General features: G+C 49.1%; 23 protein-coding genes and 2 pseudogenes. 13 read left to right on the forward strand and 12 right to left on the reverse strand.

Going from position 1 to position 23,315, the window contains the following annotated elements; translation table 11 throughout:
- Positions 1-8: 8 nt before the first annotated feature.
- A complete protein-coding gene (gene tam / locus FEK43_RS16780) occupies positions 9-767 on the forward strand; it encodes a trans-aconitate 2-methyltransferase (protein WP_138158643.1) in 759 nt (252 codons plus the stop codon).
- 3 nt (positions 768-770) lie between these two features.
- Here tam and FEK43_RS16785 read toward each other — a convergent pair.
- The 6 genes and pseudogenes from FEK43_RS16785 to sad form a co-directional block, all read right to left on the reverse strand.
- Positions 771-1,692: pseudogene (locus FEK43_RS16785) on the reverse strand (bestrophin family protein).
- A 197-nt stretch (positions 1,693-1,889) separates the two neighbouring features.
- Positions 1,890-3,341 (reverse strand): tagaturonate reductase, encoded by a 1,452-nt coding sequence (gene uxaB, locus FEK43_RS16790; protein ID WP_135406672.1) that lies wholly within the window; start codon positions 3,339-3,341, stop codon positions 1,890-1,892.
- 245 nt (positions 3,342-3,586) lie between these two features.
- Entirely contained in the window at positions 3,587-5,005 is a 1,419-nt protein-coding gene (locus FEK43_RS16795) for a diguanylate cyclase (RefSeq protein WP_131161903.1), read from the reverse strand.
- 138 nt (positions 5,006-5,143) lie between these two features.
- Positions 5,144-5,503 (reverse strand): DUF4186 domain-containing protein, encoded by a 360-nt coding sequence (locus tag FEK43_RS16800; protein WP_135406674.1) that lies wholly within the window; start codon positions 5,501-5,503, stop codon positions 5,144-5,146.
- Complete coding sequence (glsB, locus tag FEK43_RS16805) at positions 5,503-6,429, reverse strand: glutaminase B (protein ID WP_130260621.1); 927 nt, start codon at positions 6,427-6,429, stop codon at positions 5,503-5,505. Before glsB ends, FEK43_RS16800 begins: the two co-directional genes overlap by 1 nt.
- Positions 6,430-6,492: 63 nt before the next feature.
- Entirely contained in the window at positions 6,493-7,881 is a 1,389-nt protein-coding gene (sad, locus tag FEK43_RS16810; protein WP_135406677.1) for a succinate-semialdehyde dehydrogenase, read from the reverse strand.
- A 100-nt stretch (positions 7,882-7,981) separates the two neighbouring features.
- On the opposite strand from sad, the gene FEK43_RS16815 reads away from it, so the two are divergent.
- Positions 7,982-8,863: a LysR family transcriptional regulator gene (locus FEK43_RS16815; RefSeq protein WP_135406680.1), complete on the forward strand. Its 882-nt coding sequence runs from the start codon at positions 7,982-7,984 to the stop codon at positions 8,861-8,863.
- An 88-nt stretch (positions 8,864-8,951) separates the two neighbouring features.
- The gene (gene ydeA / locus FEK43_RS16820) at positions 8,952-10,142 is read left to right on the forward strand and encodes an L-arabinose MFS transporter (RefSeq protein WP_130260618.1); all 1,191 of its coding nucleotides are present in this window, start codon (positions 8,952-8,954) and stop codon (positions 10,140-10,142) included.
- 24 nt (positions 10,143-10,166) lie between these two features.
- Here ydeA and marC read toward each other — a convergent pair whose 3' ends face one another.
- Entirely contained in the window at positions 10,167-10,832 is a 666-nt protein-coding gene (gene marC, locus FEK43_RS16825; RefSeq protein ID WP_130209251.1) for an NAAT family transporter MarC, read from the reverse strand.
- Positions 10,833-11,042: 210 nt separating this feature from the next.
- Between marC and marR the strand changes: the two genes are divergently transcribed.
- Genes marR through marB form a run of 3 tightly spaced genes read left to right on the forward strand, consistent with a single transcriptional unit; the run spans position 11,043 to position 12,130 of the window.
- Complete coding sequence (marR, locus tag FEK43_RS16830) at positions 11,043-11,477, forward strand: multiple antibiotic resistance transcriptional regulator MarR (protein ID WP_130209253.1); 435 nt, start codon at positions 11,043-11,045, stop codon at positions 11,475-11,477.
- 20 nt (positions 11,478-11,497) lie between these two features.
- Positions 11,498-11,881: an MDR efflux pump AcrAB transcriptional activator MarA gene (marA, locus tag FEK43_RS16835; protein WP_130209255.1), complete on the forward strand. Its 384-nt coding sequence runs from the start codon at positions 11,498-11,500 to the stop codon at positions 11,879-11,881.
- A gap of 30 nt (positions 11,882-11,911) precedes the next feature.
- Positions 11,912-12,130, forward strand: coding sequence for a multiple antibiotic resistance protein MarB (marB, locus tag FEK43_RS16840; RefSeq protein ID WP_130209257.1), 219 nt, complete (start codon positions 11,912-11,914; stop codon positions 12,128-12,130).
- Between the two features lie 30 nt (positions 12,131-12,160).
- On the opposite strand, the gene eamA is transcribed toward marB, so the two are convergent.
- Positions 12,161-13,060: an O-acetylserine/cysteine exporter gene (gene eamA / locus FEK43_RS16845; protein ID WP_131161905.1), complete on the reverse strand. Its 900-nt coding sequence runs from the start codon at positions 13,058-13,060 to the stop codon at positions 12,161-12,163.
- A 194-nt stretch (positions 13,061-13,254) separates the two neighbouring features.
- On the opposite strand from eamA, the gene ydeE reads away from it, so the two are divergent.
- Entirely contained in the window at positions 13,255-14,442 is a 1,188-nt protein-coding gene (gene ydeE / locus FEK43_RS16850) for an efflux MFS transporter YdeE (RefSeq protein ID WP_135406684.1), read from the forward strand.
- Positions 14,443-14,482: 40 nt separating this feature from the next.
- On the opposite strand, the gene FEK43_RS16855 is transcribed toward ydeE, so the two are convergent.
- Positions 14,483-14,878, reverse strand: a complete 396-nt coding sequence (locus FEK43_RS16855) for a rhodanese-like domain-containing protein (protein ID WP_001271101.1) — start codon at positions 14,876-14,878, stop codon at positions 14,483-14,485.
- Positions 14,879-14,972: 94 nt separating this feature from the next.
- Here FEK43_RS16855 and ftrA point away from each other — a divergent pair, with 94 nt between their 5' ends.
- The 3 genes and pseudogenes from ftrA (at position 14,973) to FEK43_RS23155 (ending at position 16,249) form a co-directional block, all read left to right on the forward strand.
- Positions 14,973-15,944, forward strand: a complete 972-nt coding sequence (ftrA, locus tag FEK43_RS16860; protein WP_138158651.1) for a transcriptional regulator FtrA — start codon at positions 14,973-14,975, stop codon at positions 15,942-15,944.
- Positions 15,945-16,051: 107 nt separating this feature from the next.
- Positions 16,052-16,147 carry a protein MgtS gene (gene mgtS / locus FEK43_RS16865; protein ID WP_064529968.1) on the forward strand — a complete coding sequence of 32 codons (96 nt, stop codon included), beginning with the start codon at positions 16,052-16,054 and terminating at the stop codon, positions 16,145-16,147.
- Positions 16,147-16,249, forward strand: a pseudogene (locus tag FEK43_RS23155) (hypothetical protein). Before mgtS ends, FEK43_RS23155 begins: the two are co-directional and overlap by 1 nt.
- A gap of 114 nt (positions 16,250-16,363) precedes the next feature.
- Here FEK43_RS23155 and FEK43_RS16870 read toward each other — a convergent pair.
- Positions 16,364-17,254: a diguanylate cyclase gene (locus tag FEK43_RS16870; protein ID WP_130260615.1), complete on the reverse strand. Its 891-nt coding sequence runs from the start codon at positions 17,252-17,254 to the stop codon at positions 16,364-16,366.
- A gap of 363 nt (positions 17,255-17,617) precedes the next feature.
- Entirely contained in the window at positions 17,618-19,663 is a 2,046-nt protein-coding gene (dcp, locus tag FEK43_RS16875; protein ID WP_135406687.1) for a peptidyl-dipeptidase Dcp, read from the reverse strand.
- A gap of 136 nt (positions 19,664-19,799) precedes the next feature.
- On the opposite strand from dcp, the gene ydfG reads away from it, so the two are divergent.
- The 3 genes from ydfG (at position 19,800) to ydfZ (ending at position 21,700) form a co-directional block, all read left to right on the forward strand.
- Complete coding sequence (ydfG, locus tag FEK43_RS16880; RefSeq protein WP_130260613.1) at positions 19,800-20,546, forward strand: bifunctional NADP-dependent 3-hydroxy acid dehydrogenase/3-hydroxypropionate dehydrogenase YdfG; 747 nt, start codon at positions 19,800-19,802, stop codon at positions 20,544-20,546.
- A gap of 88 nt (positions 20,547-20,634) precedes the next feature.
- The gene (gene rspR / locus FEK43_RS16885; RefSeq protein ID WP_130209269.1) at positions 20,635-21,321 is read left to right on the forward strand and encodes a DNA-binding transcriptional regulator rspR; all 687 of its coding nucleotides are present in this window, start codon (positions 20,635-20,637) and stop codon (positions 21,319-21,321) included.
- Between the two features lie 175 nt (positions 21,322-21,496).
- A complete protein-coding gene (gene ydfZ / locus FEK43_RS16890) occupies positions 21,497-21,700 on the forward strand; it encodes a putative selenium delivery protein YdfZ (RefSeq protein ID WP_000214710.1) in 204 nt (67 codons plus the stop codon).
- A 39-nt stretch (positions 21,701-21,739) separates the two neighbouring features.
- Here ydfZ and FEK43_RS16895 read toward each other — a convergent pair whose 3' ends face one another.
- Entirely contained in the window at positions 21,740-23,200 is a 1,461-nt protein-coding gene (locus FEK43_RS16895) for a mannitol dehydrogenase family protein (protein ID WP_135406691.1), read from the reverse strand.
- Positions 23,201-23,315: the final 115 nt, after the last annotated feature.

Here is a 23,315-nt window from a genome sequence, read left to right on the forward strand (position 1 = left end):
GTAAAAAAATGTCTGACTGGAGCCCCTCTTTATATCTGCACTTTGCCGCTGAACGATCGCGTCCGGCGATGGAGCTGCTTGCCAGAGTGCCGCTGGAGAATGTCGAATACGTTGCCGATCTTGGCTGTGGCCCAGGTAACAGCACCGCCCTGCTGCATCAACGTTGGCCTGCGGCCATGATAACGGGCATCGACTCGTCTCCGGCGATGATTGCCGAAGCGCGCAGTGCTCTTCCAAAGTGTCAGTTTGTGGAAGCAGACATCCGCAACTGGCAACCGGAACAGGCACTTGATCTGATTTTTGCTAATGCCTCACTGCAATGGCTGCCCGACCACTACGAATTGTTTCCTCATCTGGTTTCGTTACTTAATCTCCATGGTGTGTTGGCAGTACAGATGCCAGATAACTGGCTGGAGCCGACCCATGTGCTGATGCGCGAAGTCGCCTGGGAACAAAATTATCCAGATCGCGGGCGTGAGCCGCTGGCTGGCGTTCATGCTTATTACGATATTTTGAGCGAAGCCGGATGCGAGATTGATATCTGGCGAACCACTTACTATCACCAGATGCCGTCGCACCAGGCGATTATTGACTGGGTGACCGCAACCGGATTACGCCCATGGTTGCAGGATCTGACTGAGAGCGAACAGCAGCATTTTCTTACGCGCTACCATCAGATGCTGGAAGAGCAGTATCCACTCCAGGAGAACGGGCAGATACTGCTGGCATTCCCGCGACTTTTTATTGTTGCCCGACGTACGGAGTAATTATCACGTCAGCTGGTAATGGCGATCGGGAAGAATTTTCGCTGGAATTTCTGCTTCATCGTTCATCTGTAACAGGTCAATTTCAATAGCGTTGCAGATGGCATCCAGTGGTAAATCGTTGTTTTCTGTACCGAACGGATCTTCAAGTTCTTCCGCCAGACAATCCAGCGAAATAAAGGTGTAGGAAATCAGCACAGAGATAAAAGGCGTCATGTAATGCAGATCCACGACCAGCGCGAACGGCAGCATGATACAAAACAGATAAACGGTACGATGCAAAATCAGGGTGTAGGCAAAGGGAATTGGCGTATAGGCAATGCGCTCGCAGCCTGCCAGAACCGCTGAAATATCATTAAGCCGATCGTTGAGGCTAATAAACAGGATATCTGAAAGTTGTCCATTGCGTCGCTGAACCGCCAACCACTCCCCCATTATCAACAAGATACGGTTAGCTGGAGTGTTTGAAGCCAGTACACGCTGAAGATCTTCGGCATTGAGATAATGTGCCAGCACTTCCGCCTGTGGTTGTTTGCGTAACGTCATGCGTAAACAGTGGGCGAAGGCGATTTGCAGTCGGGCAAACTCCCTTACACTTGCCGAATCTGGCAATGTCGTTTTTACCTCACGCAGTAACGACCGTGAAGCAATCATCAACTGCCCCCAAAGTTTGCGCGCTTCAACATAACGGGCATACCCCGCGTTATTACGAAAACCCAAAAAGATGGCGATGGCGACACCGAGAATGCTGAACGGTGCAAGGGTGAATTTGATGCCCAGATGCGTGTACCAGGGCAGCATGAAAATAACAGCGATAGAAGATAGAAAAGAGAAAATTGAGTAGTAAGCGCGAGGATATCTTGGATAATACTGAACCGTGCCAGACAAAAATACGGCGCAGCCAGTGTTGTTGTGGACGAACAATCATGGTTATCTTCAGGCGTGGAAAAGTCGCCCTATTAAACGTGATTACGGTCACATTCTCAAGACGCTACTTACAAATTACCAACAAGCTTACAACATGAACAGGTGTGACATATGGCACCTAGTTGTGATAAATGGCATATAGGATGTTGTAACTAATATGGTGGAATAAGAAACCCGGTCGAAACCGGGTTCAGAGTATTAGCACAACGGACGTACAGCTTCGCGCATCCCTTTTTCCAGAATGGAATCCAGGTCATTAGCAACCAGTTCGACCAGGCCAGGCACTTGCGTCAGGTCCTGTTCCCAGTGGTCTTTTTCTGCCAGCACAGTAGCGACCAGCTCCTGGGTGTCGATGATACGGTCACGATGCTGGCTCCAGAGTTGCTGATAACGTTCCAGCCAGTGGGCATCATCCTGTACCGGATACGCTTCCCCGTTACGTTCTCCACGATAGAATGCAATCAATGCGGCTAACGCGAAGGTCAGTCGGGCCGGAAGTTTACCGTTCACCTTCTGCCCTGCCAGCAACTGAGGCAAAATTCGGGTACGGAACTTGGTCATACCGTTGAGCGCAATGGAAAGCAGCTGATGTTTGATATACGGGTTACGGAAACGCCCGGTTACCGCACTGGCGAAAGATTCCAGTTCATCACGTGGCAAATCCAGTACTGGAATAATTTCTTCGTAGATGGCTTTTTCAACGAATGCGCAAATTTCAGCATCGTTCATCGCTTCGCCTACAGTATCCAGCCCTGCCTGGAACGCCACCGGCACCAGCGCGGTGTGTGCACCGTTGAGGATTGCCACTTTGCGCTCTTTATACGGTTTAATATCGTCAACAATCAGCACGTTGAGCGGATATTTGTCCAGACGCAGTTCAGTCGCTAAGGATTTCGGCCCCTGAATTACAAACAGGTAAAAGTGTTCAGCGGTATCGAGGAAACCATCGTGATACCCCAGTTCTTCTTCCAGTTTCGCCACTTCATCACGCGGATAACCGGTAACGATACGGTCCACCAGCGTTGAACAGAAGCTATTAGCCTGATCCAGCCATTGAATAAATGCTTCTGGTAGTGCCCACTCCTGCGCGTAGCGCAGAACCAGTTCACGCAGCGCATCGCCGTTATAGTCGATCAGTTCACACGGGATGATAATCCAACCTTTATCCAGCGCACCGTTGAAATGGTTAAAACGTTCGAACAACAGGCGAGTCAGTTTTGCCGGATAGCTTACCGCTGGCGCGTCATCAAATTTGTCGCCTGCATGGTAGCTGATACCTGCTTCGGTGGTGTTAGAGAAAACAAAGCGCATTTCCGGGTTGTGCGCCAGTTTCAGGAATTCATCGTATTCACTGTAGACGCTGATTTCACGATTAACAGAACGAATCAGACGCGCATCGCTGACCGCCTCGCCCTTCTCATTCAAACCACGAATGATGGTGGTGTACAGACCATCCTGAGTGCTCAGTGACGGCGGGAATGAAGTTTCAATCGGACGAACTACGACCACACCAGAATTCAGATCGGTGTGCTCATTCAGGAGATCAATTTGCCAGTCGACAAAGGCACGCAGGAAGTTACCTTCACCAAACTGAATGATACGTTCTGGATACTGTGCACCGGGAAAATCGCGACGATTTAGTGTTTTCACAATGGGTTCCCTTTTGATTAGTCATACAACCTGTTTGAATTGGTACGACAGGTTAGCAAACTTTGATACACTGAACCCCTGTTTTGATCAACTCGCGGCGAACAATTCACGTTTTTTGGCGAAAAATGTGCTGTTGGTCAAGGTTCCGGAAAGTGAAAGCTTGTAGTCATGATTCCCGGTAAAAATGGGAAATGACAAAATTGGTAGAACAAATTAGATGTTCACCACCAAAAAATCACAACCTGTCAGACAACTTCCTCGCCATAATGCATAGTGCTGGTACGATTTCGCCCGTCTTTTTTCGAGCGATAAAGGCAAGTATCAGCTTCTACCATCAGCTTATTGAAATCATCGATTAACGTACGAAATGTTGCACTCCCACTTCCGACACCAATGCTAACCGTCAAATAAAGCGTTTTTTGTTGCCAGATAAACGGTTGCATTTCTACGCCTTTACGGATTTTTTCCGCCATCAGCAGACCATCCACAGGATTCACCGAAGGCACTGCAACAGCAAATTCTTCGCCGCCCATCCGCGCCACCAGCCCTTTATCACCAACTATCTTCTGTATATGCCGGGCAAACACGCTTAAAACTTTATCGCCACATTCATGACCATAGTTGTCGTTTATGCTTTTGAAATAGTCGATATCAAGCAGCATCACCGTCAGATGTTGTGTCTGTTGTAGTGACGGATTTTTTAATGCCTCAAAAAGACCTGAGCGCGAGTAAACCTGGGTGAGAAAATCAAAATCGGCACGCAGAGAAACTTGCTTAACCAGCGAATTAATTGCCGCCACGCTAAAGGAAACCATGATTGGGCAAATTGCCATGGTAGCAATCCCCAGACGAGCGGAGAACATTTGTGGGATAGAGAACGGCGAACCGACGGCGATATCTATCACCGAATTTGCCACCAGTACGATTTCCACCGCTCCCGTCAAAAAAGTCAGCAAACACGTTACCTGCGGGGTATAGCGTACCGCACACCAGATCAATGCAGGCAGTGGGAACGCCAGACTCCCCGCCCCGCCAATCACCACAGAGGCAATCACCGATACAATGAGCGCAATAAACGGCATCATCTGTTCTGCTTTAAAGCGTGGCAACGCCCTGGGGATCGCCAGCGTCAACATACACGGAACAATTAACACGCCCGTCGAAAACTGTTCGCTAAACCAGTCAGCAAGTAAGGGCCAGAAATCCAGACTATCAATACTTACTGAACCAACCGCCCCGACAATTGCGCATAATAATGCGGCTATAAGGCAATAATTAAACAAGCGTAAGGCACTTACTGGCTCATACTTATTTTTCCCCAGTCGCTTATCCCTCAGCACTAACCGAGCCACGGTCACAATAAACATCATATTGGACAAGTTGATGACCAGTGAAACTAAACCCCATTCGGTAGTCATCGCATCATAAGCCATCATCGCCACGTAACTGATTGCATAGTAATGCAGCCGATTGAGCCAGACATACCGGGCAAAAACCCCTGCCATCACACCATTCAGCGGCCAGAAGAGAGAGAGTTCATGAACCAGACGTAACTCTGCACCAACAAAATAGAACAGCGTGGTTAGCGCAAAAATCGCGATGCTATTACGTAGCAAATGGCCTTCCAGGAACAAATGGAAAGTTGAGATGGGGTGTACACGCATTAATTATCTGTCCATACAATTGCAGGCTGCAATTATTTTAACGCAATAAGTAAATTCTCATAAAGGATAGCATGTTCACTGGCAGCGGTGACAAATAAAGATATTAATCCGATACGGCTTTGTCGAAATCTGACATTCTTATGGCTGATTCATCTGAATAACCAGCCAGTGGTAGATAACCGTCACAATATAACGTTGTTGTTCCTCACTTAACGAAACACCCTGCGGAATGTTGTGCCACTTGGCCAGACAGCCGCGACAACATGTTGCTGTAGCATGCTGGGCAATAAATACCGGATGCCCGCGCATGGGAGTTTGCTTGCCATCGTTCGCAGGTAAGGCCGGGGCAAGACGTTTAGCGACAAAATCCGCCGCATGTTGTTCGATAACCGGCGCGCCCTTCTCCAGACAATACTGACGCTCCTTCATACCTAAACGAAAGCGGGAGCGAAATTTTGAACGGGATAAACGCGCGAAGAGTGGATCAATAGACTGCATTAGTAAACCGAGCGTCCTAATTGTTTCGTCAATTGTTCAAGTACTGCAATACCGGCAAGAGAGTTACCTGCGTCATCCAGTTCCGGACTCCAGACCGCAATGGCCATTTCATGTGGGACGATCGCCACAATACCGCCACCAACGCCAGATTTCGCCGGAAGTCCCACCCGCCAGGCAAACTCGCCCGCGTTCTGGTACATACCACTGGTTGCCATCAGCGCGTTAATTTGTCGCGCCTGCATTGGCGTTACCACCGGCTCATCGATATGAATAGCCTTCCCCTGATTTGCCAGAAAGACAAACGTTCGGGCCAGCTCAACGCAGCTCATTTTTAGTGCACAGTAGTGAAAGTAGTTTTGCAGTACTGTTGTCACATCATGATGGAAATTGCCAAACGACTTCATCAGCCAGGCTATCGCCGCATTTCTCGCAGAATGCTCGAACTCTGAACGCGCTACCACCGTATCGTAGGCAATATCAGACACGCCGCTTAGTCCACGCACCACTTCCAGCATACGTTGCCGTGGGGCGCTTAATCGCCCTTGCAACATGTCGCAGACCACCAACGCACCGGCATTAATAAAAGGATTTCGTGGAATACCCTGCTCCATTTCCAGTTGCACCAGGGAATTGAATGGCGATCCCGACGGATCCTTGCCCACACGTTGCCAAATTTCTTCTTCGGAGTAATGACGCATTGCAACAACGAGACTGAGCACTTTGGAAATAGACTGAATTGAAAAACGCTCTTGCGCGTCTCCGGCCTGAAAAAGCTGCCCGTCAACGGTACAGATAGCAATGCCCAGTCGGGAACCCTCTACCGTTGCCAGTGCCGGAATATAATCCGCGACTTTCCCCCGACCAATTAGCGGTCGTACTTGCCGCAAGATGTTTTCTAAAATTGCATTATCCATGGCGACTGCCACTCTCTGCTCCTTGCTCGCAGGTCTGAAAAGACCTGCGAGTATAACAGAGCTAAATATGTGACGTCAGATCCGGTCTTTCCATACCGTCTGGATATTACAGAACTCATGTAACCCAAAATGGGAAAGCTCACGACCAAAGCCGCTCTTCTTCACACCGCCAAACGCTACCCGTGCATCACTGGCGCTGAAACCATTGATAAACACCCCTCCACATTCCAGACGTGCTGCCATTTGTTTCGCCAGTGCTTCATCAGAGGTAATAATGGTTGCAGAAAGTCCAAACTCGCTGTCATTAGCCAGTTTAAGCGCATGTTCAGCATCTTTCGCAATGGTGATTGCCGCGACGGGTCCAAACAACTCTTCACGAAACGCGGTCATTTCTGGCGTGACGTCTGCGAGAACCGTTGCCGGATAGTAGTTTCCTGCGCCAGCTACCTTTTCCCCTCCGAGTAACAGACGGGCGCCCTGTGTCAGTGATTTTTCAACCTGATGATGTAGCTCATCACGCAAATCGAAACGCGCCATCGGCCCGAGGTCGTTATCCTCATGACTCGGATCGCCCATTTTCAACGCCGATACCGCCGCCACAAAACGTTCGGTAAATGCAGAGGCAATCCCCTCTTCGATGATAAAGCGTTTTGCTGCTGCACAAACCTGCCCGGTATTCTGATAACGTCCGGCAACCGCGGCTTTCACGGCCAGGTCCAGATCGGCATCGTTAAGCACAATAAATGGGTCGGAACCGCCCAATTCAAGCACACATTTTTTCAGCGCCGCCCCAGCCTGCGCGCCAATGGCTGCTCCCGCACGGACACTTCCGGTGACTGTAACCGCAGCAATGCGCGGGTCTTTAATCATCTGGCTTACACCGTCATTGTCGGCATTCAACCAGCCATAGACGCCTTGTGGGATACCTGCATCGTTAAAGATCTGAGCAATTAACTGTGCACAGCCCATTACATTTGGCGCATGCTTAAGCAAATAACCGTTACCTGCCAGGATAATGGGAACAGCCCCTCGCATCACCTGCCATAACGGAAAGTTCCACGGCATAATCGCCAGGATCGTCCCCATAGGACGATATTCAATAACCGCTTGCTGATTTTCTACCTGCGTAGGTTCGCTCTTCAGCATTGCCGGACCATGCTCTGCATACCAGTCGCACAAGTTTGCTGATTTCGCCACTTCGGCACGCGCCTGTTTGATCGGTTTCCCCATTTCTCGAGTGATCATTTGCGCCATTTCTTCGCTACGGGCGCGCAAAGCCTTACCGAGATCACGCAGTTTTTCTGCGCGATAATCTACGTTTGTTACGCGCCAGTCGCGAAAGCCTGCCGCCGCGAGCCGAAGTGCGTGTTCAATATCGTCAGCGCCAGCCCACGGCAGTGCAGAAAGTTGTTCTCCATTGGCTGGATTTATTGAAATAGCATGGGTAAGCGGAGTAATGGTCATTCGGGTATCTCCTTCGTGAGTTATGGTGTGAAGATACGCAGATTTACTCTTTCGTTAAAATGAATAATATTAAGTCACTTGTTCACGAATCGAGAATGCTATGGATCTGACCCAGCTGGAGATGTTTAACGCCGTTGCCGAGGCAGGCAGCATTACCCAGGCGGCAGCAAAAGTGCATCGTGTGCCATCTAACCTGACTACCCGTATCCGCCAGCTGGAAACAGAACTCGGCGTGGAACTGTTTATTCGCGAGAATCAGCGTTTACGTCTCTCTCCTGCCGGGCATAATTTTTTGCGCTATAGCCAACAAATTCTCGCGTTGGTCGACGAAGCGCGAAATGTTGTTGCTGGCGATGAGCCACAAGGCTTGTTTTCTCTCGGTTCGCTGGAAAGCACCGCAGCGGTACGCATCCCAGCTACACTGGCAGAATTTAACCGTCGTTATCCTAAAATTCAGTTTTCCCTTTCCACTGGCCCTTCCGGAACTATGCTGGACGGTGTACTTGAGGGAAAACTGAATGCGGCATTTATTGATGGTCCGATTAACCATACAGCCATTGACGGGATGCCGGTGTATCGCGAGGAGTTGATGATCGTTACGCCGCAAGGACATACTTCCGTTACCCGCGCCAGTCAGGTTAATGGTTGTAATATCTATGCCTTCCGCGCTAACTGCTCGTATCGCCGCCACTTTGAGAGCTGGTTTCATGCCGACGGCGCAGCGCCGGGGACAATTCATGAGATGGAGTCATATCACGGTATGCTGGCCTGTGTAATCGCCGGAGCGGGAATTGCGCTTATTCCTCGTTCCATGCTGGAAAGTATGCCGGGGCATCATCAGGTTGAAGCCTGGCCATTAGGTGAGCAATGGCGTTGGTTAACGACATGGCTGGTCTGGCGTCGTGGCGCGAAGACTCGTCAGCTTGAGGCGTTTATTGAACTGCTTGACACATCGCTGGAACAGCAAGAAGCGGCAAAATGAGATGTGGATCACAAAGTCATTGTATTCACATCATTAACCGTTTTAAGATCATTTCATCACCTTTTCGCAACTCACCCGATAATCTGTTATGACAACAAACACTGTTTCCCGCAAAGTGGCGTGGCTACGGGTAGTTACGCTGGCAGTAGCCGCCTTCATCTTCAATACTACCGAATTTGTCCCTGTTGGCCTGCTTTCTGACATTGCGCAAAGTTTTCACATGCAAACTGCTCAGGTCGGCATCATGTTGACCATTTATGCATGGGTAGTAGCGCTAATGTCATTGCCTTTTATGCTAATGACCAGTCAGGTTGAACGCCGCAAATTGCTGATCTGCCTGTTTGTGGTATTTATTGCCAGCCATGTGCTGTCATTTTTATCGTGGAGCTTTACCGTTCTGGTGATCAGTCGAATCGGCGTTGCTTTCGCACATGCTATTTTCTGGTCGATAACGGCGTCTCTGGCGATTCGCATGGCGCCAGCAGGTAAACGAGCGCAGGCGTTGAGTTTAATCGCTACCGGTACAGCACTGGCAATGGTATTAGGTTTACCCATTGGTCGAATTGTGGGGCAATATTTCGGCTGGCGAACGACGTTTTTTGCCATTGGTATTGGAGCGCTTATCACCCTGCTATGCCTGATTAAGTTACTTCCATTACTCCCCAGCGAGCATTCCGGGTCGTTGAAAAGTCTTCCGCAACTGTTCCGCCGCCCGGCATTGATGAGCATTTATTTGTTGACGGTAGTGGTGGTTACCGCGCATTACACGGCATACAGCTATATCGAGCCTTTTGTGCAAAACGTAGCTGGGTTCAGCGCCAATTTTGCCACAGCATTGCTGTTAATGCTCGGAGGCGCAGGCATTATTGGTAGCGTGATTTTCGGCAAACTCGGCAATCAGTATGCGTCTACGCTGGTGAGTGCGGCAATTGCGTTATTGCTGGTGTGCCTGGCGCTACTGTTACCTGCGGCGAACAGTGAGATGCACCTCGGCGTACTGAGCGTTTTCTGGGGGATTGCGATGATGATCATCGGCCTTGGGATGCAGGTAAAAGTGCTGGCGCTGGCACCGGATGCTACCGACGTTGCGATGGCGCTATTTTCGGGGATATTTAATATTGGTATCGGCGCCGGGGCGCTGGTGGGTAATCAGGTGAGTCTTCACTGGTCGATGTCGATGATTGGCTATGTTGGCGCGGTGCCTGCTCTCGCTGCGTTAATATGGTCAATCGTCATATTCCGCCGCTGGCCAGTGAAACTCGAAGAACAGACACAATAGTTGAAAGGCCCATTCGGGCCTTTTTTAATGGTACGTTTTAATGATTTCCAGGATGCCGTTAATAATAAACTGCACTCCCATACACACCAGTAAGAAGCCCATCAGGCGGGAGATCGCTTCAATTCCCCCCTTGCCCACCAGCCGCATAATTGCGCCAGAGCTACGTAGGCTTCCCCACAAAATGACCGCAACCAGAAAAAAGATCAGCGGCGGCGCAACCATCAGTACCCAGTCTGCGAAGGTTGAACTCTGACGTACTGTGGACGCCGAACTGATGATCATCGCAATGGTCCCCGGTCCAGCGGTACTTGGCATTGCCAGTGGAACAAAGGCGATGTTGGCACTGGGTTCATCTTCCAGCTCTTCGGATTTGCTTTTCGCCTCCGGTGAGTCAATCGCTTTTTGCTGGGGGAAGAGCATACGGAAACCAATAAAAGCGACAATTAAGCCGCCAGCAATACGCAGACCGGGAATCGAAATCCCGAATGTGTCCATCACCAGTTGTCCGGCATAGTACGCCACCATCAAGATGGCAAAAACATATACCGAGGCCATTAATGACTGACGATTACGTTCGGCGGTGTTCATGTTACCCGCAAGCCCGAGAAACAACGCTACGGTGGTTAACGGGTTAGCTAACGGCAATAACACCACCAGCCCCAGGCCTATCGCTTTAAACAAATCTAACATTGGTGGTTGTCATCCTGTGTCGCTAGTTATCTGCGAAAAGTATAAAGGGTAAACAAGGAGAAAGTTTCACTCTTTAACTAATCTTGCAGCACACTGCGCAATACTTGAACCGATTTAGCAAATCGTGGCATCGAGGGATTCATTCGTTTGACTTATACTTGCCTGGGCAATATTATCCCCTGCAACTAATTACTTGCCAGGGCAACCATTGTGAAAAGTACCAGCGACCTGTTCAATGAAATCATCCCATTAGGTCGCTTAATCCATATGGTTAATCAGAAGAAAGACCGTCTGCTTAACGATTATCTGTCACCGCTCGATATCACCGCGGCACAGTTTAAGGTGCTCTGCTCTATCCGCTGCGCAGCATGCATTACTCCCGTTGAGCTGAAAAAAGTCCTTTCGGTTGACCTTGGCGCGCTGACCCGCATGTTGGATCGCCTGGTTTGCAAAGGCTGGATTGAGCGGTTGCCGAACCCGAATGACAAGCGCGGCGTGTTGGTGAAACTCACCAGCAGTGGCGCGGCAATATGTGAACAATGCCATCAATTAGTTGGCCAGGACCTGCATCAAGAATTAACAAAAAACCTGACGGCGGACGAAGTGGCAACGCTTGAGCATTTGCTTAAGAAAGTCCTGCCGTAAACAAAAAAAGAGGTATGACGATGTCCAGACGCAATACTGACGCTATTACCATTCATAGCATTTTGGACTGGATCGAGGACAACCTGGAATCACCACTGTCACTGGAAAAAGTGTCAGAGCGTTCAGGTTATTCCAAATGGCACCTGCAACGGATGTTTAAAAAAGAAACCGGCCATTCATTAGGCCAATACATCCGCAGCCGTAAGATGACAGAAATCGCGCAAAAGCTGAAAGAAAGCAACGAGCCAATCCTCTATCTGGCAGAACGTTATGGTTTCGAGTCACAGCAAACGCTGACTCGCACCTTCAAAAATTACTTTGATGTTCCACCGCATAAATATCGGATGACCAATATGCAGTGCGAGTCGCGGTATTTGCATCCATTGAACCATTACAACAGTTAATAAAAATGTGACAACGTCACTGAGGCAATCATGAAACCACTTTTATCCGCAATGGTAACCGCGCTTATTCTCTTTTCCGCGCAGAGCTTTGCGGAGCAAACCTCGCAACCGGTCGTTACTTCCTGTGGCGATGTGGTGATTGTTCCCCCATCGCAGGAACAACCACCGTTCGATTTAAATCACATGGGTACAGGCAGTGACAAATCGGATGCGCTGGGCGTGCCCTATTACAACCAACACGCCATGTAGTTTATTCAGGCCCCGGCATATCGGGGCTTGTTAGCCTCTCATCTTCACCGCTTTACGCCACTGCAAACCAAACACATTGATATACAGTCCGGTCATAATAAGCACGGCCCCTAAGAATTGCAGACCTGTTAGGCGTTCATCCAGCAGTAACGCTGCACTTGCCAGACCGACTACCGGCACCAGTAATGATAAGGGTGCGACACGCCATGTCTCATAGCGTCCAAGCAGCGTACCCCAGATCCCGTAACCAACTATCGTCGCCACAAATGCCAGATACATCAACGCCAGAATGGTGGTCATGTCGATAGTGACCAGACTGTGAATCATTTTTTCGGCGCCATCGAGAATGAGCGAGGCGACAAAAAACGGGATTATCGGGATTAATGCGCTCCAGACGACCAGAGACATCACTGCCGGACGGGATGAATGAGACATGATCTTTTTATTGAAGATATTGCCACTCGCCCAACTAAATGCCGCCGCCAGGGTCAAAATAAAACCGAGCATCGCCACATGCTGACCGTTAAAGCTATCTTCGATTAACACCAGTACACCAAAAATCGCTAACGCAATCCCCGCCAGTTGCTTACCGTGCAGCCGTTCGCCAAAAGTAAAAGCACCGAGCACGATAGTAAAAAACGCCTGAGCCTGTAAGACCAGCGAGGCTAGCCCTGCCGGCATACCGAAGTTAATGGCGCAAAAGAGAAAGGCAAACTGCGCAAAACTGATGGTTAAACCATACCCCAGCAGTAAATTCAGCGGTACTTTTGGTCGCGCCACGAAAAAGATTGCCGGGAAGGCGACCAGCATAAAGCGTAAACCGGCCAGCATTAGCGGTGGCATGTTATGGAGCCCCACTTTGATGACCACAAAATTAAGCCCCCATACAACGACGACTAATAGCGCCAACAACCCATCTTTCCGCGACATTTTCCCGCCTCTGAATTTTCATTTTTTGTCAGCAATCAACTTAGCTGAATTTACTTTTCTTTAACAGTTCATTCGTTAATCACCGTTTACCACGGCATTAATGGCAAATAAGTCGCTATACTTCGGATTTTTGCCATGCTATTTCTTTACATCTCAAAAACAAAACATAACGAAATGCATTGTCGGACAGCCAAATGAACTTATCTCTGAGACGCTCTACTTGCGCCCTTCTCGCCTCGTCGTTGTTATTAACTATCGGACGCGGCGCCACGCTGCCATTTATGACTATTTACTTGAGTCGCCAGTACAGTCTGGGTGTCGATCTCATTGGTTATGCGATGACAATTGCGCTCACTATTGGTGTCGTTTTTAGCCTCGGTTTTGGTATCCTGGCGGATAAGTTCGACAAGAAACGCTATATGTTACTGGCAATTACGGCCTTCGCCAGCGGTTTTATTGCCATTCCCCTGGTGGACAGCGTCACGCTGGTGGTACTTTTTTTCGCACTCATCAACTGTGCCTATTCCGTTTTTGCCACTGTATTGAAAGCCTGGTTTGCCGACAATCTTTCATCCACCAGCAAAACGAAGATCTTCTCGATCAACTACACCATGCTCAATATTGGCTGGACCGTCGGCCCACCACTCGGCACGCTGTTGGTCATGCAGAGCATCAATCTGCCCTTTTGGCTTGCAGCTATCTGCTCTGCGTTTCCCATGGTTTTCATTAAAATTTGGGTAAAGCGCAGCGAGAAAATCATCGCCACAGAAACAGGCAGCGTCTGGTCGCCAAAGGTTTTGTTACGGGATAAAGCGCTGCTGTGGTTCACCTGCTCTGCCTTTCTGGCTTCTTTCGTGAGCGGTGCCTTTGCCTCTTGTATCTCGCAATATGTGATGGTCATAGCGGATAGTGGTTTTGCTGAAAAAGTGGTCGCAGTGGTCCTGCCTGTTAATGCCGCGATGGTGGTTACGTTGCAGTATTCCGTTGGGCGGCGTATTAACCCGACCAACATACGCGCGCTGATGACGGTAGGCACACTCTGTTTTGTCGTCGGTCTGGTCGGTTTTATTTTTTCCGGAAACAGCCTGCTATTGTGGGGAATTTCAGCCGCGGTATTTACTGTTGGTGAAATTATTTATGCTCCCGGTGAGTATATGTTGATTGACCATATTGCGCCGCCAGGAATGAAAGCCAGCTATTTTTCCGCCCAGTCATTAGGCTGGTTGGGGGCAGCGGTAAATCCATTAGTGAGTGGTGTTGTACTTACCACTCTCCCGTCTTCCTCGCTGTTTATCATCCTGGCGGTAGTCATCATTGCCGCGTGGGCGCTGATGTTAAAAGGTATTAACGCCAGACCCCAGGGGCAGCCAGCACTCTGTTGACATTCGTGCCGTGCCACTACTGGCACGGCTTTGCTAATCATTATTCTGAGGCAAAGGCATAGCCTTCATCTTCCCAACCGGTTATCCCGCCGAGCATGATTTTAACCGGCTTTCCGAGTCGAGCCAGTTTGAGTGCCGCACGGTCTGCACCATTACAATGTGGCCCCGCGCAATACACCACAAATAGCGTATCGTCCGGCCATTCGGCCATTCTTTCTGCGGTCATTTGCTTATGGGGTAAATGGAGAGCGCCTGGGATATGCCGACGAGCGAAGTCCTCTTCACGACCAACCACATGAAGTAAAACGAAATCATCGCCAATATAAGCCAGAGAGTCATGAACATCGGCACAATCTGTTTCGACACTCAAGCGCGCGAGAAAATGCGCCTCAGCAACTTCTGGCTTCGCTGTGGTAAATTCAGTGACATAACGCATAGTGCTTTTTCCTTTTGGTTTGTTGTGTTAACAATAATGTAACCAATCTACTTTTCACTGACCGCCTCCCGATATGCCAGAAAAGAGCAAAATGATGACAACGTTACAACGCCCGCTGGTCGTTGCATTGGCTTATGACGGGCTATGTACTTTCGAATTTGGCGTAGCCGTTGAAATATTCGGCCTGCCACGACCGGAACTGGGCGATAACTGGTATCGTTTTGCCGTTGCTGCGGTAGAGCCTGGTGCGCTGCAAGCCACCGGGGGGATCCACGTGGTGGCAGATGGAGGGCTGGAATTATTGCCCAACGCCGATATGGTTATTATTCCTGGCTGGCGTGGAATAGATGCAAAAGTGCCAGAGATGCTATGTCAGTCATTGCGCGAAGCACACCAGCGCGGTACCCGCCTGGTATCGATATGCTCTGGCGTGTTTGTCCTTGCCGCTGCGGGCCTTCTTCACCAGCGAAAAGCGACCACCCACTGGCGCTACACTGAACAACTCCAGCACCGTTACCCTTCAATCAGCGTAAGTGACAATGTGTTATATCAGGATGAAGGACAAGTGATGACCTCCGCCGGAAGCGCCGCGGGGATCGATCTGTGTTTACATATCGTGCGCAAAGATTTTGGCCATGAGATTGCTAATAATGTCGCCCGACGGCTGGTCATACAGCCACATCGCCAGGGGGATCAACCACAAAATCTGACGCGCCCAATGGCCTCACCGCGTGAAAGCCAGACGTTAGGTGCATTATTCGACTTTTTGCAGCAGAATCTGGCACAAACACATACTGTGTCTTCCCTCGCCGAGCGGGTAAATATGAGTCAGCGCACTTTTTTGAGACGTTTTGAGGCGTTAACCGGCATGACGCCCGCCCGCTGGCTACTCAATGAACGATTAATACGAGTACAGGATTATCTGCAAAATTCGGCTTTTAACATCGATAAAATTGCCGAGCTGACGGGTTTTGGCAATTCAGCGTTATTGCGTCATCACTTTCACCAACGTTTTTTATTATCCCCTTCGCAATATCGTAAAAACATCCATTCCCCATCACAATAACCGCCTGATTCAGCCTTTGTTTAGGTAATCTCTGCTAATATCTTTCTCATTGAGATGAAAATTAAGGCAAGCGAGGAAACACACCACACAATAAACGGAGGAAAATAATGTTGGGTAATATGAATGTTTTTATAGCTGTTCTGGGAATAATTTTATTTTCTGGCTTTCTGGCCGCATATTTCAGCTACAAATGGGATGACTAATGAACGGAGATAATCCCTCACCTAACCGGCCCCTTGTTACAGTTGTGTGCAAGGGGCCTGATTTTCTGACGGCAAAAAAAACCGCCAGTAAACCGGCGGTGAATGCTTGCATGGATCGATTTGTGTTTTGCTTTTACGCTATCAGGCATTTCTCTGCGCTGGTAACGGTTCTTTGACACAGTAGCATTATTTTTCTCAATGAATGTTAAACAGAGCTTAAACTCGGGCTATCACACTCTGCTCGTCAATAAACATGCAGCGATTTCTTCCGGTCTGCTTGCCTTCGTACATTGCTCTGTCAGCCCTTCCAATAACCACATCCAACGGTTCTTCAGGAAACGCGCGGCTCACGCCAGCGGTCACTGTGATTGGGATATGTCCGCCAGGATGCGCTATGGCATGGTTATCGACTAACTGACAAATACGTACCCCAGCACGACACGCCTCAGCATCATTTTGCGCTTTGATGATAATAATAAACTCTTCACCACCATAGCGATAAACCGTATCGTAGTCACGCGTCCAACCGGCTAAGTAAGTCGCCAGGGTTCGTAATACCACATCACCGATTAAATGTCCGTAGGTATCATTAACCAGTTTAAATCGGTCTATATCCAGCAGCATTAAATAAAGATTTAATGGTTCAGCATTACGTAATTGATGCTCAAAGGATTCATCAAGTACCCGACGGCCAGGTAATCCCGTCAATACATCCATATTGCTACGAATAGTCAGCAAATAAATTTTGTAATCTGTTAATGCTGCGGTAAAAGAAAGCAACCCTTCCTGAAATTCGTCAAAATGAACTTCCTGCCAGCGATTTTCGACAATAGCCAGCATTAATTCCCGGCCACAGTTATGCATATGCTGATGGGTAGAATCTATTATCCGAACGTAGGGTAATTCATCACTATCGAGTGGTCCATGATGATCAAGCCACCGACCAAACTGGCACAGTTCATAAGAATGGTTATCCGTAATTTCTGGCTGACTGGTATCCCTCGCTACCACGCTATGAAACATACTCACCAGCCACTGGTAATGGGCATCGATAGCCTTATTGAGATCTAACAAGATAGCATCGATTTCCGTTGTCTTCTTGATCATTGCCACTCCTTTTTCACAATTCCTTGTGCGCTCTATTATAACGAGAGAAAAGAAAATTTATGTCAACAATTCCATAGAAAAAACATTAATTAATGGATAAAAATATAACGGCGTGATTTAAAACAAAATAAACAGAAAAAAGTGATTAAATCTGTCAGAACACGTTAAATTCAAGCCAGAAGATATAATACCGATTATGCCAAAGGGAAGAAGGTAATGGCCTGAAAGATTAGGGCTTTTGGCAGTATTATAAATCCAATTATTTCTGCAAATGTACGCAGATCCCGGATAACTAAAAAAGAAATGAACAGCATATTATAATATAGCACCGGACTGGATGTAGCCCGGTGCTATATGGGGGAATTATACGTTCAAGCCGCGATGTTGCAGCATCGGTGTAATCTGTGGTGCCTTACCTCGCCATTGGCGATACAGGTGTTCTAAATCTTCGCTATTACCTTTGGAAAGGATAGCGTCGCGAAAACGTTGCCCATTTTCACGCGTTAAACCACCCTCCTCGACAAACCATTGATAACCATCGTCTGCCAGCATTTGCGTCCACAGATACGCGTAGTAACCCGCCGCATATCCGCCACCAAAAATGTGAGCGAAATAACTGCTGCGATAACGCGGCGGTACAGCGGGAAGCTCCATGTTTTCCGCCGCCTGCGCCCGAAGTTCGAAATCGTCCACGTCGTGGCGTGCTTCATTCTCCTCCAGACAATGCCAGCGCATATCAAGAAGTGCTGCGCTAAGTAACTCGCTCATCTCGTAGCCCTTATTAAACAGGCTGGCATTGCGCATTTTCTGTTGTAACTCTTCCGGCATGGTTTCTCCGGTTTGGTAATGCCTCGCATAGCGAGAGAATACCTGCGGATTTGTCGCCCAGTGTTCGTTTATTTGTGAAGGGAACTCGACGAAATCACGCGGCGTGTTGGTGCCAGAAAGCGTCGCATAACGTTGGCTGGCAAACAGGCCGTGCAGCGTATGACCAAATTCATGGAATAAGGTTATAACATCGTCCCACAATAACAATGCAGGTTCGCCTGTCGCTGGTTTCTGATAATTGCAAACATTGTAAATAACGGGACGTGTGTCATTGAGCGTGGATTGCTCAACAAAATTCCCCATCCACGCGCCGCCGCTTTTGGAATCACGGGCAAAGAAATCACCGTAAAATAGCGCAAGCCCGACTCCATTATGGTCAAATATTTCCCATACGCGCACATCCGGGTGATAGACAGGTATATCAAAGCGCTCGACAAATTTAATGCCGAAAAGCTGGTTGGCAGTCCAGAATACTCCCTCATTCAACACCGTGTTCAATTCGAAATAAGGTTTGAGCTGCGCTTCATCGAGACAGAATTTCTCGCGTCTTACCTGCTCGGCATAAAATGCCCAGTCCCACGGCTGGACGCTAAATCCGCCTTGCTGCTTTTCGATAACCGCCTGAATAGACGACAGTTCATCGTCTGCTCGCTTACGCGCGGCCGGGACAATTTCACGCATGAAGTTAAGTGCTGCTTCGGGGGTTTTTGCCATCTGGTCGGCGATTTTCCACGCAGCATAATGAGGGAAACCAAGCAGTTTCGCCTGCTGCGCGCGGATCTCCACCAGCCGTTGAATAATGGCACGGGTATCGTTAGCGTCATTTTTTTCTGCCCGCGTCCAGCCCGCAGTAAACAGTTTTTCACGCGTCGCGCGATCGCGCAGTTCGGCAAGCGCCGGTTGCTGGGTGGTATTCAGTAGTGGGATAAGCCACTTGTTATCCAGACCTTTCTCGCGCGCTGCATCCGCCGCCAGGGCAATATCTTGCTCACTCATCCCCGCCAGTTGCTCAATATCGTCAACCACCAGCCCACCGGATTTGTTCGCCGCTAATAACCGCTGGTTAAACTGACTGATGAGGGTCGCAGCCTCTGTATTCAGCACTTTTAATTTTGCCTTATCGGCCTCTGCAAGTCTGGCCCCGGCAAGAACAAAACGTTGATGAATCACCTCGACCAGTCGAATGGATTCGCTATCAAGACTCAGAGATTCACGGCGCTGCCAGATGGCATCGACCCGAGCGAACAATTCGCCGTTCAGGTAAATGTCATTAGCCAGTTCCGCAAGTTCTGCCGAGAATTGTTCATCAAGACGCTGTAATTCATCGTTGGTATGCGCCGAGGTCATAGCGAAGAAGACGCTGGTTACACGTGTGAGTAATTCCCCGCTCTTTTCAAGAGCCAGAATAGTGTTAGTAAAATCGGGCGTCTGCGGGTTTAACGCTATCGCTTCTATCTCAGCCCGCTTTTGCCGCATCCCCTCGTCGAATGCCGGGCGATAGTGATGATTTGCAATCTGATCAAAATGGGGCGCCATATAAGGCAGCGTGCTCTGCGTAAGAAAAGGATTCGTCGTTGACATTTTCTACTCCTGAAAACGAGGTGTTCCATAGCGTAGGCTTACTGATAACGGAGTGCAATGTTGCAAACCAGTATTACCCGCTCTTAAGCATCACGTGCTATGTTAGTGACACACAAAAGCGTTGAGGAACAGTGAGATGATCGTATTAGTAACTGGAGCAACGGCAGGTTTTGGTGAATGCATTACTCGTCGTTTTATTCAACAAGGGCATAAAGTTATCGCTACTGGTCGCCGTCAGGAGCGGTTGCAGGAGTTAAAAGACGAGCTGGGAGATAATTTGTATATCGCCCAACTGGACGTCCGTAACCGCGCCGCCATTGAAGAAATGCTGGCATCACTTCCTGCCGAGTGGAGTGAGATTGATATTCTGGTGAACAATGCTGGACTGGCGCTGGGTATGGAACCTGCACATAAAGCGAGCGTTGAAGACTGGGAAACCATGATTGATACCAACAATAAGGGCCTCGTGTATATGACGCGGGCAGTCCTGCCGGGCATGGTTGAGCGCAATCGTGGTCACATTATTAACATTGGTTCAACGGCGGGTAGCTGGCCATATGCAGGTGGCAACGTCTACGGTGCGACAAAAGCCTTTGTTCGTCAGTTCAGCCTGAATCTACGCACAGATCTGCACGGTACGGCAGTACGTGTCACAGACATCGAACCGGGACTGGTAGGCGGCACCGAATTTTCCAATGTCCGTTTTAAAGGCGATGACGGCAAAGCAGAAAAAACCTATCAAAATACCGTTGCGCTGACGCCAGAAGATGTCAGCGAAGCCGTCTGGTGGGTAGCCACTCTTCCCGCTCACGTTAACATCAACACCCTGGAAATGATGCCGGTTACCCAAAGCTATGCCGGGTTGAATGTCCATCGGCATTAATTTTTATACCCGGCCTCACCGCCGGGTTATTGCTTGTCACAAAAAAGTGGTAGACTCTTGCGGTTAACCCACTCAAAAGCAATAACGAATGACCGTCGAAACACAACTTAATCCCACACAGCCTGTCAATCAGCAAATTTATCGTATTCTTCGTCGCGACATTGTGCATTGCCTGATTGCACCAGGTACGCCGTTGTCGGAAAAAGAAGTTTCTGTTCGTTTCAATGTGTCACGTCAGCCGGTTCGCGAAGCCTTCATTAAACTGGCTGAAAACGGCCTGATTCAAATTCGCCCGCAGCGTGGCAGCTACGTCAATAAAATCTCCATGACCCAGGTTCGCAATGGCAGTTTTATTCGACAGGCCATTGAGTGCGCGGTGGCACGGCGGGCAGCGAGCATGATCACTGAAAGCCAGTGCTACCAACTTGAGCAAAATCTTCATCAGCAACGCATTGCCATTGAGCGCAAGCAACTGGATGATTTTTTTGAACTTGATGACAACTTCCATCAGCTCCTGACTCAGATTGCTGACTGTCAACTCGCGTGGGATACCATTGAGAATCTGAAAGCGACCGTTGATCGCGTACGCTATATGAGTTTCGACCGCGTCTCCCCACCAGAAATGCTGTTACGCCAACATCTCGATATTTTCTCTGCTCTGCAAAAACGTGATGGCGATGCCGTAGAACGTGCAATGTCGCAACATTTGCATGAAATCAGCGAATCTGTGCGCCAAATCCGCCAGGAAAATAGCGACTGGTTCAGCGAAGAGTAATTCTTTACCTCTCATCCCATTCGGGGTGAGAGTTCATCCCCCTTCTTCTGGTTTATGCAAGCATCAAAAAAGATGTGAACTTGATCATAAACAAAAAAATATTCACTCGACAGGAGTATTTATATTGCGCCCGTTACGTGGGCTTCGACTGTAAATCAGAAAGGAGAAAACACCTATGACGACCTACGATCGTAACCGTAACGCAATCACTACTGGCAGCCGTGTTATGGTTAGCGGCACCGGTCACACTGGCAAGATCCTGTCGATTGATACTGAAGGTCTGACCGCAGAGCAAATCCGCCGCGGTAAAACCGTAGTAGTTGAAGGTTGTGATGAAAAACTCGCGCCTCTGGACCTGATTCGTCTCGGCATGAACTAAGCGTGTGAATGCCGCCGATGGCGGCATTGCTGTCACTTATCACTTCACCGCATATTTCGCCACGGTCGCTTTCGCGCCATGCGCTAATAAAGACAAATACGCTTCCGTCACCTTTGCTGTGAACAACGCATTGTTCGGCAAATCATCACCAAATATCGCATTAATCGCCATCAAGGACTGCACGCGCACTTGCCCTTCTGCACTACTTTGCACGGCCTCCTGAATGACCGGTAATAACGGGTCACTAATTTCGATGGGATTACCCTGCTCATCAACACCGCCGACATACCGCATCCAACCGGCGACGCCAAGCGCCAACAGATCGAACGCGCTGCCCTGTTTCAGATGCCAGCGAATGGAATCCAGCATTCGCTGCGGGAGTTTCTGACTGCCATCCATCGCAATCTGCCAGGTTCGATGGCGTAACGCTGGATTACTGTAGCGTTCAATCAGTCGATCCGCATAATTTTGCAGATCCACGCCCTGCACTTTCAGCGTCGGCGCCTGTTCCTGCAACATCAAGGCATGTGCCGCACGGCGATAATTTTCATCTTCCATGCAGTCATTAATATGCTGATATCCGGCCAGATAACCCAGATACGCCAGGAATGAATGACTGCCGTTGAGCATACGCAGTTTCATCTCTTCATAAGGCAGCACATCGCTGACCAGTTCAGCACCTGCTTTTTGCCATTCCGGACGTCCGGCAACAAAGTTATCTTCAATAACCCACTGACGGAACGGTTCACAGGCTACACCTGCTGGATCGCGCACACCGGTGAGCTGCTCTATTTTATTCAGCGTTTCAGCCGTCACCGCCGGGACAATGCGATCGACCATTGTCGAAGGAAAAGTCACGTTTTCGACAATCCATTGCGCCAGTTCCGCATCAACAGCATGCGCATAAGAAGTGACAACGTCACGCATTACATGACCATTTTCCGGCATATTGTCGCACGACATTACCGTAAATGCCGGTAAGCCTGCGGCCTTGCGCCGGGCCAGCGCCTCCACAATAACCCCTGGTGCCGTTTTCGGCTGGTGGGGATTGTTTAGATCGTCAACGATCATTGGGTGATCCAGCATTAACTGCCCGGTCGCCGGAGAGTGAAAATAGCCTTTCTCTGTAATAGTCAGAGAAACAATTGCAATTTGCGGTTCGCACATGGCAGCAAGCACAGCGTCTAAACCGTCTATTTGCACGTGCAACGCTTTTTTCACTACCCCCACTACACGAGCGGTCCAGGCATCGGCCGACATTTCCGCAACGGTATAGAGATTATCTTGCTGTTTTAGATCAGCTATTTGCTGTTCACCGCCGATCAGGTTCACTTCATAGTAACCCCAATCGCTGTGATGCTCGGCAGCCAGGATGTCGGCATACACACCCTGATGCGCGCGATGAAATGCGCCAAAACCTAAATGAACAATTTTGGGTGCCAGGTTATTACGATCATAACCAGGGAGTGTCGCTCTGGCGTTAAAAAGTCTGTTTTCCATAAGAAGACCTGTTTCTGTCAATTAAACTACGATGTATCTGTTGCAAATATCGCAGTGGTATATTTTTTCTCTTATCATTAGCGAAAGCCCGGCCACACTATCGGAAAATATAACC

This window comes from Escherichia sp. E2562, assembly GCF_005781075.1.
In the GTDB taxonomy this organism is placed as follows: Bacteria; Pseudomonadota; Gammaproteobacteria; order Enterobacterales; family Enterobacteriaceae; genus Escherichia.